14 protein-coding genes are annotated in these 14435 nt (G+C 67.2%); 8 read left to right on the forward strand and 6 right to left on the reverse strand.

The window, feature by feature from the left end; all coding sequences use genetic code 11:
- Positions 1-199 precede the first annotated feature (199 nt).
- The 3 genes from ACIBTM_RS24485 (at position 200) to ACIBTM_RS24495 (ending at position 3065) form a co-directional block, all read left to right on the forward strand.
- A complete protein-coding gene (locus ACIBTM_RS24485) occupies positions 200-1057 on the forward strand; it encodes a helix-turn-helix domain-containing protein (RefSeq protein ID WP_395879426.1) in 858 nt (285 codons plus the stop codon).
- Positions 1058-1124: 67 nt separating this feature from the next.
- Positions 1125-2636, forward strand: coding sequence for a CHAD domain-containing protein (locus tag ACIBTM_RS24490; protein ID WP_395879427.1), 1512 nt, complete (start codon positions 1125-1127; stop codon positions 2634-2636).
- 75 nt (positions 2637-2711) lie between these two features.
- Positions 2712-3065 (forward strand): STAS domain-containing protein, encoded by a 354-nt coding sequence (locus tag ACIBTM_RS24495; protein WP_395879428.1) that lies wholly within the window; start codon positions 2712-2714, stop codon positions 3063-3065.
- A 90-nt stretch (positions 3066-3155) separates the two neighbouring features.
- Here the strand turns inward: ACIBTM_RS24495 and ACIBTM_RS24500 are convergent, their stop codons facing one another.
- The 6 genes from ACIBTM_RS24500 to ACIBTM_RS24525 all read right to left on the reverse strand — a co-directional run bounded on the left by ACIBTM_RS24500 (position 3156) and on the right by ACIBTM_RS24525 (position 10060).
- Entirely contained in the window at positions 3156-3554 is a 399-nt protein-coding gene (locus tag ACIBTM_RS24500; protein WP_395879429.1) for a hypothetical protein, read from the reverse strand.
- A 117-nt stretch (positions 3555-3671) separates the two neighbouring features.
- Positions 3672-3911: a LuxR C-terminal-related transcriptional regulator gene (locus tag ACIBTM_RS24505; RefSeq protein ID WP_395879431.1), complete on the reverse strand. Its 240-nt coding sequence runs from the start codon at positions 3909-3911 to the stop codon at positions 3672-3674.
- A gap of 160 nt (positions 3912-4071) precedes the next feature.
- Complete coding sequence (locus ACIBTM_RS24510) at positions 4072-5526, reverse strand: DNA polymerase ligase N-terminal domain-containing protein (RefSeq protein ID WP_395879933.1); 1455 nt, start codon at positions 5524-5526, stop codon at positions 4072-4074.
- 113 nt (positions 5527-5639) lie between these two features.
- Positions 5640-7649 (reverse strand): ABC transporter ATP-binding protein, encoded by a 2010-nt coding sequence (locus ACIBTM_RS24515; protein WP_395879432.1) that lies wholly within the window; start codon positions 7647-7649, stop codon positions 5640-5642.
- A complete protein-coding gene (locus ACIBTM_RS24520) occupies positions 7649-9382 on the reverse strand; it encodes an ABC transporter ATP-binding protein (RefSeq protein WP_395879433.1) in 1734 nt (577 codons plus the stop codon). The genes ACIBTM_RS24515 and ACIBTM_RS24520 overlap by 1 nt, the downstream gene beginning before the upstream one ends.
- Before the next feature lie 30 nt (positions 9383-9412).
- Positions 9413-10060 carry a TetR/AcrR family transcriptional regulator gene (locus ACIBTM_RS24525; RefSeq protein ID WP_395879434.1) on the reverse strand — a complete coding sequence of 216 codons (648 nt, stop codon included), beginning with the start codon at positions 10058-10060 and terminating at the stop codon, positions 9413-9415.
- A 272-nt stretch (positions 10061-10332) separates the two neighbouring features.
- Between ACIBTM_RS24525 and ACIBTM_RS24530 the strand changes: the two genes are divergently transcribed.
- From ACIBTM_RS24530 to ACIBTM_RS24550, 5 genes are all read left to right on the forward strand, one after another.
- The gene (locus ACIBTM_RS24530) at positions 10333-11559 is read left to right on the forward strand and encodes a sensor histidine kinase (protein WP_395879435.1); all 1227 of its coding nucleotides are present in this window, start codon (positions 10333-10335) and stop codon (positions 11557-11559) included.
- Entirely contained in the window at positions 11556-11990 is a 435-nt protein-coding gene (locus ACIBTM_RS24535; RefSeq protein WP_005159022.1) for a roadblock/LC7 domain-containing protein, read from the forward strand. The genes ACIBTM_RS24530 and ACIBTM_RS24535 overlap by 4 nt, the downstream gene beginning before the upstream one ends.
- Positions 11991-12009: 19 nt before the next feature.
- Positions 12010-12393, forward strand: coding sequence for a DUF742 domain-containing protein (locus ACIBTM_RS24540; protein WP_395879436.1), 384 nt, complete (start codon positions 12010-12012; stop codon positions 12391-12393).
- 106 nt (positions 12394-12499) lie between these two features.
- Complete coding sequence (locus tag ACIBTM_RS24545) at positions 12500-13081, forward strand: GTP-binding protein (RefSeq protein ID WP_395879437.1); 582 nt, start codon at positions 12500-12502, stop codon at positions 13079-13081.
- Between the two features lie 24 nt (positions 13082-13105).
- Complete coding sequence (locus tag ACIBTM_RS24550) at positions 13106-14332, forward strand: styrene monooxygenase/indole monooxygenase family protein (protein WP_395879438.1); 1227 nt, start codon at positions 13106-13108, stop codon at positions 14330-14332.
- Positions 14333-14435 lie beyond the last annotated feature (103 nt).

Raw genomic sequence — 14435 nt, forward strand, 5'->3', positions numbered from 1 at the left:
GCAAGAAATCCACTTCCGAATAACTGGATCCCATTTCGTTCTTCCGCTATAAAGCTTTAAAGAACCCTTCGCACGCGAAGGTGCTTCGCTTGCGAAGTAGCGTTTCGGATAGGTGCGCGAGCGCAAGTTATCAGCAGTTGAGGTGAATCACCGCGTGGCAATCGCCGCGCGGCCGGAGTTCGGCCCTACTTTGTCCCGCATGGTTGAGAAGGATTCGACGGCGCGGACCCGGGAACTGGGCCACCGCATGAAGGCGTTCCGGCAGCGCAGGCACTTCAGCGGAGCCGACGTCAGCCGCCGTAACGGCTGGTTGCAGAGCAAGGTCACGAGGTGGGAACAAGGGCTGCGCGAGCTGTCCGTGGTGGACGCGGCGCTGTATCTCGCGACCTGCGGCGAGGCGGAGCCCGAACGCGATCTGCTGCTGGAGCTGACGCAGCCCGGCGGCGATCTGTACTGGGTCCGGCCGTACTTCGACGAACTCGTCGACCCGATGAAATCCCTGGAGATCCAGGAAAATCTGGCGCACACGCTGGTGCGCTACGAGTCGTTGACACTCCCCGGGCTGCTGCAGACCGAACCGTACGCCCGCACCGCCTTCGAACTGATCGGCAACCGCGACCAGGCTCAGCTGGACAAGATCGTGAACGCCCGGCTGGAACGGCAGCGGCTGCTGCGGCGGGATCGCCCGCCGCGCTGCCGGTTCTACGTGCACGAGCGCGCGCTCCGGTCGGTCGTCGGCGGTCCCCGGATCATGCATGAGCAGCTGCTCCACCTCGTCCTGTCGGCGAACCTGCCCTATTGCTCCATTCGCATCGTCCCCGAAAGCGACGAAGTGGGCAGGGTGATCGAGAATTCGTTCACCATCATGGAATTCACGGAACATCCGGCTGTGGTGTACACGGATTCCTACGCGGCCGGGGTGTTCATCGACGACCGGGTCGCGGTCGAGGCCTATTATTCGCTCGTCGCGAGGTTGGAAAGCGATACCCTGACCGAGGAGAGATCACGGCAAATGCTCGCCGAATGGGCAGACCGGTACGACCGGATGGAGGAATGATCCGTTCAGGGTTTCCCGCTGCCTCCGCGCGGGGTAATCATTCCGGGTAGCCGAGGAGAAGGAGTTCGTGGTGACGAAGACGCAGGGTGGTGCCCCGGTCGCCGAGTCGGAGATCGAGCGGAAGTACGACCTGGCGGCCGACCGGCCCATCCCGCGGCTGGTCCCGGCCGGCCCGGTGACGGACCAGGCCGATCCGAGGGCCGACGTCCTCGACGCCACGTACTTCGACACCACCGACTTCCGGCTCGCGCAGGCGGGTATCACGCTGCGGCGGAGGCTCGGCGGAAGCGACGAGGGCTGGCACCTCAAACTCCCGGTCGGGGAGGACAGGCGAGAGGAACTCCGCCTCCCGCTGGCGGGGAAGCCGGACAAGGTGCCCGGCGCGCTCGCGAAGCTGGTCCGGGCGCACACGCTCGGCGCCGAACTCGTCCAGGCAGCGCATCTGCGCACCGAGCGCACGTCGTACGCCTTGCTCGACGCCGAGGGGCGCGAGCTCGCGACGCTGACCGACGACGTCGTCACCGGCGAGGCGGGTGGGGACAAGGCGCATCTCGACCGCTGGCGGGAGATCGAGATCGAGCTCGCGCCGGGCGCCGATCCCGGAGTGCTCCAAGCCCTGGATCGGGCGGTCGTGGAAGGAGGCGCCGAGCGGTCGAGGTGGCCGTCGAAGCTCCGGCGGCTGACCGACGAGCTCGTGCCCTCGGCCGGTGGAGCTTCGGGCTCGGTACTGGCGGACTACCTCGCCGCGCAGCTGGACGCTCTGCGACGCAACGACATCGGGGTCCGCCGGGACGTCGAGGACGCGGTACATCAGATGCGCGTCGCATGCAGGCGGCTGCGGAGCGGCTTGAGAACCTTCCGTCGCTCGCTCGACGCCGACGTCGCGGTCGGGCTCGCCGAGGAACTCCGCTGGCTCGGTGGCGAACTCGGGCCGGCGAGGGACAGCGAGGTGATGGCAGCACGCCTTCACGACGAGGTCAAGGCGCTTCCGGCCGAACTGGTGCTGGGTAACGTCGAGCAACTGATGATGCGGCACTTCGCGCGCGAGGCCGAAGAGGCCAAGGCGCGCGCCATCCGGGCGCTCGACAGCAAGCGGTACACGAAACTGTTGCGGGCACTGGAAAAGCTCGTCGGCGAACCGCGGAAGATCAAGGACGGCAAGAAGGAACTGCGCAAGGCGGTCGCGCGGTCGGACCGGAAACTGCGCGCCGCCGTGGCCGCGGCGAGTGAGCTGAATCCCGGTGCGGAGCAGGACACAGCCTTGCACGAGGCGCGTAAGAAGGCCAAGCGAGCCCGGTACGCGGCGGACGCGGTCCGGCCGGTGACCGGCAAGAAGCTTCGAAAATGGCGAAAGAACGTCAAGGCGGTGCAAGGCACGCTCGGCGAGCATCACGACATCGTGGTCAGCCGGGAGGTCCTGCGACTCCTCGGCCTCCGTGCCTACGCCGAGAACGAAAACGCTTTCACCTATGGGCTCCTGCACGGTCGTTCGGTCGCCGAGGCCGAGGCCGCGCACCGGCGCTTCGCCGGAGAATGGCAAAAGGTGGGTAAAGGTTCTCGTCCGAAATGGCTCAAATGAGGTAGTCCGGGTTGACCTGTCGCCGTCGCCGAGTAACGTCGAGACAACTTGGTGGTCTGGAGAGAGGCGCCCCCAATGTTGCCTGGTCAGCGTGTACCCGGCGAACAGCCGGCCCTGGCCGTGACCACCTGCCGCCGCAAGGACGGCGTCCTCATCCTCACCGCGGTGGGGGAGATCGACGCGGCGACCGTCGGACGCTTCCGCACCGAGCTCAGTGGCGCCTGCGTCAAAGGAAAGCATGTGATCCTCGACCTCTCCGGCGTCGGTTTCCTCAGCTGCGCCGGGTTGCAGGCACTCGAAGAGGCGAACGCGGCGTCACCTCGGTTCTCGGTGATCGTGAAGACCGCTTTGGTGTCAAGGATTCTGGATGTCAGCGGGGTCGGAGCCGACCTCGACGTCCGCTGGGACGTCGAGGACGTGATGATCTAGCCGCGGGTAAGGCAAGGTGTCGCGAAAGCCACTTTCGCGACGTGTGATGTCCCGAAAGTGGCTTTCGCGAAACGATCCCGGGTACCGCGATTACACGTCGTACTCGTAGAGGTAGGCGTTCACGCTGTTGCCGCTGTTGTACTGCGACGTGAACGACCTCCGGTTGCCCTTCGGACAGGCGGCCGGGCTGAAGTAGGTGTTGCCGCCAGGCCAGATTGCCTTCACCTTCGCGCACTGCCCGTCGGACGCGGTGTCCTCCACCCAGCCGCTGATCCGCACCCGCCCACCGGAGCACTGCACCTCCCAGTACGCCTTCGCCCCGGAGGTCTTCGGGGAGAATGTCTGGCCGCAGGTGCCCATGGTCGTGATGGGGCCATCCGAGGTCGCGGGGCCGGCCGCCGCTCCCGGCGCCAGCGCGACGAGTACGGCGCCGGCCGCCGCCACGGTGGAACCGATGACGGTACTGCGTACAGCGTTTCGAACGGTCATGGCGTGAACCTCCCAGTCGAGTCGGCGAGCTACCGGCTGTGGAAGGAGAATTCTTCTCACACAAGGAAATTCGAGCTAGTGGCATCTCCGCCATGGCGATTACGCCACTGGCCGCCGTCATCCGTTGTGGTGGTCCTGCGCGGTGAGTCCCATCCTGGTCGCGGCGACAGCCGCGCCGACCCGCGACGCGACTCCCAGTTTGAGGAGAATGCGGCTCACGTGCGCCCGGACCGTTCGCTCACCGATGCCGAGCTCGCGCGCGATCGCCCGATCGGTTTTGTCACCGGCGATCAGCACCAGTACCTCGGTTTCCCGATCGCTGAGAGTCGTGATGGATTCCCCCGCTTGTGCACGCATCTCCGCCGCCCCCTAGTCGCCACGGTGGCCCTGGACGATACTGCCGGGGCCGACCGTCCGCTCCTGTCTACCAACGCCGACCGGTGGGATGTACCGCCACAAGGGCCAGTACGCGCCTATCGCGGACGGAAAATATCCCCCGTACTCGCGAATCCCGACACTAGCCGTCGAGCTCGACCTCGTCCGCGGCGACGTCCGGCAGCAGACCACGCCAGCGCGGATTGCGCAGGCAGCCCGCGTCGGTCCAGCCGCCGAAGACGACCTCCCCGACGATGGTCGGTCGCGACCAGCGCGCGTCCCTCGCCTGTTTGTCCGGAACGGAATGGAACGGGGATGTCTTGCGCTCCAAACGGAACAGCTGCTTGGAGAGCTTCTCCAGTTCGTCGCCGGCGAAGCCGACACCGCAGTTTCCGATGTACCGCAAGCCGTCCTTGTACGGGACGCCGAGCAACAGCGAGCTGAACGTGCCCGCCCGGCTCCCGCCGCCCGGCCGCCAGCCGCCCAGCACCACCTTCTGCACCAGGGTTCCGGTGATGGAAAGCCATTCCCCGGTGCGCTTTCCCGGGTGGTACGCGGAGTCGGCCCGTTTGGCGACGACGCCGGCGAGCCCGTGTTCGCGGGCCGCCCTCGCGACCGCGCCGCCGTCCCCGAGGTAGTACCGGGGGACCTGCCAATGCGGACCGGCGAGCCCGAGTTCGTCGAGGAGCTCCCGCCGTTCGACATACGGCGACCCGGCACAGGAGCGGCCGTCCAGATGCAGGAGATCGTTCACCAGGTAGAACGCCGGATATCGTGAGGTGAGCCGTTTCGCGGAGTTCTTCGTCGCCCGCGCGCGGTGCCCGAGCCCTTCCGGACTCGGCTTCCCGCCGTCGAAGACGACGATCTCCCCGTCGAGAAAGACCTCCGTGGCACCGAGTTGTTCGCCGAGGCCGCGGAATTCGGGATACAGCCCGGTGACGTCATCGCCCGAATCGTCGTAGGCGGTGATCCGGCCCCCGGACACGCGGATCAGGGTGCGGCGCCCGGACCAGTCGAATTCGTAAGCCCATTCCGGGTCTTCTCCGGTCGGCGGGAGACGGCCCGGTTTGGTCAGCATCGGGGCGAGGAAAGAGGGGAGTGCCACCCGGCCGGGGTCGGCGGGGTCGAGTCGTTTGAGCAGCCATCCGCGCTCGTTCCCGTCCTTCTTCACATTGAGGAACAGGTATTTCCCGCGTGCCCGAGTCCCGTGGAAGACGACTTCGACCTTGTGGTCGTTGAAGTGCAGCGTTTCGTACCGGCCGGTGTCCCAGATGGTCATGGTGCCGCCGCCGTATTCGCCGGCGGGGATCTCGCCTTCGAAGGTGAGGTATTCCATCGGGTGGTCTTCGGTGTGCACGGCCAGGCGTTCTTGGTCCGGCGACATCGGCAGGCCCTTCGGCACCGCCCAGGAGACCAGGACCCCGTCCCGTTCGAGGCGGATGTCCCAGTGCAGGCTGCTCGCGTGATGTTCCTGGATGACGAAGAGATCGTCGGCCCCGGTCTTCCCGTCGCGATCCGGAAGGGGTTCGGGAGTTCGCCCCGGTCTGCGCTTACGGCGGTATTCGCCGAGTTTCTCCGCCATGGTCGGCCAGCGCACCCCTCTCTGGATCGGCTCACGCAAGCCTAGCGCCGTTCACCGTCCTTCCGTGCGCCGAAGGTCCCTTTTCCCACGGTAAAAGGAGGAAAAGGGACCTTCGGTGCCGATCCGGTTCAGTCGGTCTCGGCCAGCGCCTCCGCGAACTGGGCGGCGTAGAGCCGGGAGTACGCACCACCGGTGAGCAGCAGCGTTTCGTGGTCGCCCTGTTCGACGATCGACCCGTTCTCCATCACCAGGATGACGTCCGCGTCGCGGATGGTGGAGAGCCGGTGCGCGATGACGAAACTCGTCCGCCCCTCGCGCAGCGAGTTCATCGCCCGCTGGATCAGCACCTCGGTCCGGGTGTCGACCGAGCTGGTGGCCTCGTCGAGGATGAGGATCGCGGGCTTCGCCAGGAACGCGCGTGCGACGGTGATCAGCTGTTTCTCGCCGGCACTGACCGTGCCGCCCTCGTCGTCGATCACCGTGTCGTAACCGTCCGGAAGCGTACGGACGAACCGGTCGACGTGGGTCGCCTTGGCCGCCGCCACGATCTCGTCGTGCGTGGCGCCCGCGGAACCGTAGGCGATGTTCTCCGCGATCGTGCCGCCGAACAACCACGCGTCCTGCAGCACCATGCCGGTCTTGGCGCGCAGGTCTTCGCGATCCATCCCGGCGATGTCGACGCCGTCGAGGGTGATCCTGCCGCCGTCGAGTTCGTAGAACCGCATGAGGAGGTTGACCAGCGTGGTCTTCCCCGCTCCGGTCGGCCCGACGATGGCGACGGTGTGTCCCGGTTCGACGGTGAGCGACAGATCCTCGATGAGCGGCGTGTCCTCGGTGTACCGGAACGACACGTGCTCGAACTCGACCTGACCCCGCACCTGCCCGACCCGCGCGGGTTCGGCGGGCTCGGGCTCCTGCTCGTCCGCGTCGAGCAGCGCGAAGACCCGCTCCGCGGACGCGATGCCGGACTGCAGCAGGTTCGCCATGCTGGCGATCTGGGTGACCGGCTGGCTGAACTGCCGCGAATACTGGATGAACGCCTGGACGTCGCCGAGCGACAGCGTCCCGGACGCCACCCGCAGCGCGCCGATCACCGCCACCAGCACGTAGCTCAGGTTGCCGATGAACATCATCGCGGGCTGGATGGTGCCCGAGATGAACTGCGCCTTGAAGCTCGCGCCGTAGAGCGTGTCGTTGTGCTCGCGGAAGACCTCCTCGGCCTCCTCGCGACGGCCGAACACCTTGACCAGCGAGTGCCCGGTGTACATCTCCTCGATATGCGCGTTGAGCCGTCCGGTGGTGGACCACTGCTTGATGAACTGCGGCTGCGCCTTCTTGCCGATCTTGGCCGCGACGATCACCGACGCCGGCACCGAAAGCAGCGCGACCAGCGCCAGCACCGGCGAGATGACGAACATCATCACGAGCACGCCGACGACCATCAGCAGGGACGACACGATCTGCGCGAGGGTCTGTTGCAGCGACAGCGCGAGATTGTCGATGTCGTTGGTCGCCCGGCTCAGCACCTCGCCGCGCGGCTGGCGGTCGAAGTAGCTCAGCGGGAGCTTGGCGAACTTCTCCTCGATCCGTTCCCGCAGGTCGAACACCGCCCGCTGGACCAGGTTCGTGGTCAGCCTCGCCTGCAGCAGCGAGAAGAACGACGCCACGATGTAGAGCAGCAGCACCCACAACAGGACCTGCCCGACGGCGTCGAGGTCGATGCGCTGGCCCGGGACGAAGTCGATCCCAGAGAAGAGGTCGGCGAGGGTGTTGTCGCCTTTCGCCCGCAGGCCGGCGATGACCTGCTCCTTGGACACGCCGGCGGGCATGTCCTTCGCGACGACGCCGGCGAAGATGAGGTCCGTCGCCATGCCGAGGATCTTCGGCCCGATGACGCTCAGCGCGACGCTGGCGATGCCGAACAGCAGGATGCCGTACAGCATGGCGCGCTGCGGTTGGAGCAGTCGCAGCAGCCGTTTGAAGGATCCCTTGAAGTCCAAGGCCTTCTCGGCGGACTGACCGCCCATGAAACCGGCGGGGCCGCGGCCGAGACCGCCTCCGCCGGGGCCGGGCCCCCGTGCCGCGCTCGCGCGCTCGCCCAGAGGTTTGGCCTTCGTCGTGGATTCGGGCGCGCTCATCAGGCGGCCTCCTGCTCGGTCAGCTGGGACAGCACGATCTCCCGGTAGGTTTCGTTGCCGTCCATGAGTTCGGTATGCGTGCCACTGCCGACGACGCGGCCTTCGTCGAGTACGACGATGCGGTCCGCGTGGCGGATCGTGCTGACCCGCTGCGCGACGATGACCACGGTCGCTTCGGCGGTCTCGGCCACGAGTGCGCGCCGTAGTGCCGCGTCGGTCGCGTAGTCGAGCGCGGAAAAGGAGTCGTCGAAGAGATAGATCTCGGGGCGCCGCACCAGCATCCGCGCGATGGCGAGCCGCTGCCGCTGTCCGCCCGAGACGTTGGTCCCGCCCTGGGCGATGGGGGAGTCGAGCCCCTCGGGCATCCGTTCGACGAAGTCCTTGCCCTGCGCCACCTCCAGCGCGTGCCAGAGTTCCTCGTCGGTGGCGTCGGCCTTGCCGTAGCGAAGGTTGCTCGCGACCGTCCCGGCGAACAGGTACGGCTTCTGCGGCACCAGCCCGACGGCGTCGGACAGCACGGTGGCGTCCAGCTCACGGACGTCGACACCGTCGACGCGCACCGAGCCGTCGGTGGCGTCCATCAGCCGGGGGATCAGGTTGAGCAGCGTGGTCTTCCCGCTGCCCGTGCTGCCGATGATCGCGGTGGTCTCACCGGGCAGGGCCAGCAGCGAGATCTCCTGCAGCACCGGCTTTTCCGCGCCGGGGTAGCGGAATTCCACATCGGACAGTTCGAGCCGTCCGTGCACCTCGCCGGGGCTCACCGGGTTCGCCGGGAGGACGACGCTGGTGTGCGTGTCCAGTACCTCGGTGATGCGCTCGGCGCTGACCTCGGCACGGGGAATCATCATGAACATGAAGGTGGCCATCATGACCGCCATCAGGATCTGCATCAGGTACGACAAGAACGCGGTGAGCGCCCCGATCTGCATGCTGCCGTCGTCGATGCGCAGCCCGCCGAACCACAGCACGGCGACGCTGGAGGCGTTCATCACGAGCATCACGATGGGGAACATCAGGGCCATCAGCCTGCCGACGACCAGCGAGACGTCCAGCAGTTCGGTGTTGGCCTTCGTGAACCGCCGCCGCTCGTGGGTGTCCTTGACGAACGCGCGGATCACGCGGATGCCCATGATCTGCTCGCGCAGGATCTGGTTGATCTTGTCGATGCGCTCCTGCATCAGCCGGAAGGCCGGGCGCATCTTCGCGATGATGACCCCGACCGAGACGCCGAGGATCGGTACCGCGAGCACCAGCAGCCACGACAGGGTGACGTCCTGGTTCAGCGCCATGATGATGCCGCCGAAGCACATGATGGGCGCGGACACCATCAGGGTGAACGCCATCAACGTCAGCATCTGCACCTGCTGGACGTCGTTGGTCGTGCGGGTGATCAGGGACGGCGTCCCGAACTGGCCGACCTCGCGCGCGGAGAAGTCCTGGACCCGGTGGAAGACCGCGCCGCGGACGTCACGGCCGACCGCCATCGCGGTGCGGGCGCCGTAGTAGACGGCGCCGATCGAACACGCGATCTGCACCAGCGACACCAGCAGCATGACGCCGCCGACACCGAGGATGTAGTCGATGTCGCCCTTGACCACGCCGGAGTCGATGATGTCGGCGTTCAGCGTGGGGAGGTAGAGCCCGGCGAGGGTCTGGACGAACTGCAGCAGCACGATCAGCCACAGGTCTCGCCGGTAGGGGCGCAGGTGAATGCGCAACAACTTCGTCAGCACAACGGTTTCTCCCCAGTGGTCGGTAGGGTGTTACTGCTTCTTCGGTTTCTTCACCGCTTCGGGTCCGGTGAGGGACGGGATGCCCGCGGCGGCCTCGTGCAGGAGGACTTCGAGCGTCTCGAGGAACGGCCGGGCCCCCTCGTTGACCAGCCAGCTGAAGAACGCGGTCTTCACCGCGGACTCCACGATCGCCGCCATGAGCCGCGCGTTCAACGCCTTTTCCTCGCCCGCGCCCGCGCGTTCCAGGATGGCGTCCGCCAGCACCTGCTCGACCTTGGCGTGCGCTTTGAGGAACTCGCCCTGCATGGACGGGTGCAAGAGCAGTGATCGCGCCAGCTCCACCGAGCTGCGGTTCGGCTCTCCCAAGCTGCTGTAGGTCTCAAGCGTCGCGGTGCCGACGGCCTCCCACAGCGTCTCTTCCGAAGGCCTCTCGCGCAGCGCCTCGCGCAGGAGTTCCTGCCGTTCGACGATGAACGAGCAGATCGCCTCCTCCTTGCTGGAGAAGTAGTTGTTGAACGTGCGTGGCGAGACCCCGACGGCGGTGGCGATGTCCTCGACGCGGACTTGTTCGACGCCTTTCTCCATGGCGAGCCTGAGCGCTGCCTCGCTCATGGCGCGACGGGCCGCGCGCTTCTTGCGTTCGCGCAGTCCCAAGGGCGCGGTCGGGTCGAGGGTCATGCCGTCAGCGTAGGCAAAAGTTGCGTGGCACGCAAATTAATGCGCAGTCCGCACTTTTCGGGCATCGCCAGTGGCGTGCAACACGCAAGATGCAGCCGAATGGCCTAGCGCGCCGCGCTCACCAGCCGTAACGCGTTCGTGACCAGGTCACTGCCAGCGGTTGAACGTAAACCGACTGTGGACACGGATAGTGACTTCTGCTTGCATGGCCGTCGTTGTGCTGGGGAGTGCGACACGGGTCCGGGTATGCGAAGAGAAAGAAGTGGAAGCACATGGTGACGCGGGCTCGAGGCTTGCTTGACCGCTCACGGGTTCTTCTGGACCGTTCCAGGGTCGCCGCGGCGCAGTTCCTCGCCGCCCCGCCCCGGCACGCTCCGTCGGCTCCACCGGTCGAACCGGAGGTGGAGCAGCGGCCTGCCGTGGACGCGCCGGACGCCGGCGCGCTGGCCGGTGTCTGCTCCAATGTCGCGCTGCGCGACCTCAATCTGCTCGACCAGCTGCTCGCGCAACTGGAGACGATGGAGGCGGGGGAGGAGAACTCCGACCGCCTCGCCGAGCTCTACCGGCTCGACCACCTGGCCACCCGGTTGCGGCGCAACGCGGAGAACCTGCGTGTGCTCGCCGGCCGGGACGCCGACGACACGACCGCCGGGATCTCTTCCGTGCTCGACGTGATGCGGGCGGCGATGTCGTCGATCGACCACTACTCGCGGATCACGATCGGCCGCGTCGTTTCGCTCGGTGTCGTCGGCTTCGCCGCCGAGGACGTCAGCCGGATCCTCGCGGAACTGTTCGACAACGCGGCGAACCAGTCGTCGCCGAGCTCTCCGGTCAGTGTCAGCGCGCACCTCACGGAACAGGGGAGCGTGCTGATCCGGATCGAGGACGAGGGCATCGGTATGCCGCCCGAACGCCTCGCGGCGCTGAACGAGCGGCTGGCGGCCGGTCCGGTGCTCGACGACGATTCCGTGCGACATATGGGACTCGCGGTCGTCGGCAGGCTCGCCGACCGGCACGAGATCACCGTCAAGCTCGACCGCCGCACCCCGCACGGCACGGTCGCCACCGTGCTGCTGCCGGTCCCGGTGGTCTCGGAACTGGCCGAGAAGCAGTGGTCCGGTTCGCAGACGGTCGTGCTTCCGCAGACCAGGATCACCAACGGCACGCCCGTGAGCAGCCCGGTCGCGACGCCGTCCGGGTTGCCGAGGCGACGCCCGGCCCCTTCAGCGGAACCGGAACCCGCACGGAAGCCCAGTCCGCGTCCGCGCACGGCCTTCCAGCCGCCCGCCGACGGCGGCACCACGGCCAGCGGCCTCCCGCGCCGGGTTTCCCGCAGTATCAGGACTTTGCCCGACGAACCGGCCCCGCCGACCACCCCGCCCGCCGACGCGGCGGACGGGCACGAGGCGCTGCTGGCCGACCTCGATGCCTTCACCGACGGCGAGCGTGCCGCTCTCGACGACCGGCACGAGCGTGAGACCGGAGGAAACACCCAGTGACCGCCCAGGACGCGACCACGGATTTCACGTGGCTGCTCGACGACTTCGTGCGCAAGGTGCACGGCGCCAGCCACGCGCTGATCATGTCCGTCGACGGTTTCCCTTTGACCGCCTCGGAATCGGTGTCCAGTGACGACGCCGAGCAGCTCGCCGCCATCGCGAGCGGCCTGCTCAGCCTCGCGGGCAACAGCGCCGCGCTCTTCGGCAAGGGCAACTGCGAGCAGATCATCATCCGGCTCACCCGCGGGTACTTCCTGTTCATGGGCATCGGTGCCGAAGCGGGGCTCGCCGTGCTCACCGAACCGGACTGCGACATGAAGGTCGTCGCCTACGAGATGACCCAGTTCATCACCAACGCCGGTCACGCCCTCACTCCCGAGGTGCGAGCGGGGCTCCGGCAGGTCCTGACCGCCCGACGGCCGCAGGCCTGAGAATCCGGAGAGGGAAAGGATGAGCGTGTCCAGCGACCAATCTCCGGACCGGCCCGTCAAGATGCGCAGCCGCAGAATCCGGCCGTACGCGTTGACCGGTGGCCGGACCAAGAGCAGCCAGCTGCTGCTGGTGGAGACCCTGATCTCGGTCCCGCGTTACGACCCGTCGCTGGCCGAGGCGCTGATGCCCGAGTCGCGCTCGCTGTACGAGCGCGCCCGCGAACGCTCGTCGATCGCCGAGCTTTCGGTGGGACTGGATCTGCCACTGGGTGTGGTCCGGGTGCTCATCGGCGACCTCGCCACCCAAGGTGCCGTGTTCGTGCACCCGACGGCCCACGCCTACAACCACGATACGAACGTGCTCGAGAGGATCCTCGATGGACTCAAGCGCCTCCCGGTCTGACTCAGGCGGCGCGGCGGAGCCTTCGGGTCTTCGGCCGCATGAGTACCCAGTTCGAACCCACTCGAATGGTAATTCGAGTGCGGGTTCCGAATCGAACACAGATCTCTTGGCGATCTCCGCCAAGATCGTGGTCGCCGGTGGATTCGGCGTGGGCAAGACGACGTTCGTCGGCTCCGTCTCCGAGGTTCCGCCCCTGAGCAACGAAGCCTGGATGACCGAGGCCGGAGCCGGGGTCGACGAGCTGGTGCCGCCCGGAACCAAATCCACCACCACGGTCGCGATGGACTTCGGCCGGATCACCCTGCGTGAAGACCTGCTCCTGTACCTGTTCGGCACCCCCGGCCAGGCCCGGTTCTGGTTCCTCTGGGACGACCTCTCGCGTGGCGCGCTCGGCGCCGTCGTGCTGGTCGACACCAGCCGGATCGACCAGTCGTTCGCCGCGATCAACTACTTCGAGAACGATTCGGAGCTGCCGTTCATCGTCGCGGTCAACCAGTTCGAGGGGACGCCGGTGCACGACCTCGAAGAGGTCCGCGACGCGCTGGCGCTCTCCCCGGACATCCCGCTGGTCACGTGCGACGCCCGCGACCCGAAGTCGGCGGTCGCGACGCTGCGGGAACTGGTGTCGCACACGCTGTCCCTCGCCGTGGTCTCCGGGCCTGGTCGCGAGTTCGCTTCACTCGGCTGAACGGTTCTGGGAGGAACGCAGAGGATGCGCAAGGTTCTGATCGTCGGTGCCGGGCAGTCGGGGTTGCAGCTGGCTTTGAGCCTGCTGGCGCACGACTACGACGTCACGGTGATGTCGGCGCGGACGCCGGACGAGATCCGGTCCGGCAAGGTGATGTCGACCCAGTGCATGTTCCACTCCGCTCTGCAGCACGAGCGGGACCACAAGCTGAACCTGTGGGAGGACGAGACCGTCCGGGTCGAGGGACTCGGCGTTTCCATCGCGGGCCCGGACTCCAGCCGCGTGCTGGACTGGTTCGGGCCGCTGGAGCACTACGCGCAGTCTGTGGACCAGCGCGTGAAGATGGCGGCCTGGCTGGAGCTGGTGGAGGACCGCGGCGGCAAGGTGGTCATCCACGGCGTCACCACCTCGGATCTGGCTCCGCTGGCGAAGCTGTACGACCTGGTCGTCATCGCGGCGGGCAAGGGCGAACTGGTCCAGCTGTTCGACCGGATCCCGGAGCGCTCGCCGTACACCGAGCCCCAGCGCGCGCTCTCGCTGGCGTACGTGCACGGGCTGGAGCCCCGGCCCGAGCACCCGGACAAGGCGGCGGTGCGGTTCAACATCATCCCCGGCGTGGGTGAACTGTTCATGATCCCCGCGTACACGCTGAGCGGGAACTGCGACATCCTCTTCTTCGAGGGGGTCCCCGGCGGCCCGCTCGACTGCTGGGACGACAGGCCGTCGCCCCAGCAGCATCTCGACCGGATCCTGTCGCTGATGAAGCAGTTCCTCCCGTGGGAGTACGAGCGCTCGCGGAACGCCGTGCTGACCGACGACAAGGCGACGCTGGCGGGCGGCTACACCCCGGTCGTGCGGAACGCGGTCGGCAAGCTGGACTCGGGGACCGCGGTGCTCGGCATGGCCGATGTCGTGGTGGCCAACGACCCGATCACCGGCCAGGGCTCCAACAACGCGAGTCACTGTGCGGCGTCCTATCTGGACTCGATCCTCGAACGCGGGGACAAACCGTTCGACGAGGCGTGGATGACCGCGTCGTTCGAGAAGTACTGGGAGTACGCCCAGCACGTGACGACCTGGACCAACGCCATGCTGCAGCCGCCGCCCCCGCACGTGCTCCAGATCATCGGCGCGGCGGGGGAGAACCCCGCCGTGGCGAAGCGATTCGCGAACGGGTTCTCCGATCCGACCGATTTCCAGCACTGGTTCCTCGATCCCGCGAAGGCGGAGAAGTACCTGGCCGAGGCCTGATTCCGGTAACGCGACAGTCCCGCGTCCGGGTTCGCGGGACTGTCGCGGTGCGCCGTTTCGGGCTACCGTTGTCACCGTGCGTGAGTACGGTCGGTGACGGCAG

Origin of the sequence: Amycolatopsis sp. NPDC049868, from assembly GCF_044461365.1 — a bacterium.
Lineage (GTDB): Bacteria > Actinomycetota > Actinomycetes > Mycobacteriales > Pseudonocardiaceae > Amycolatopsis.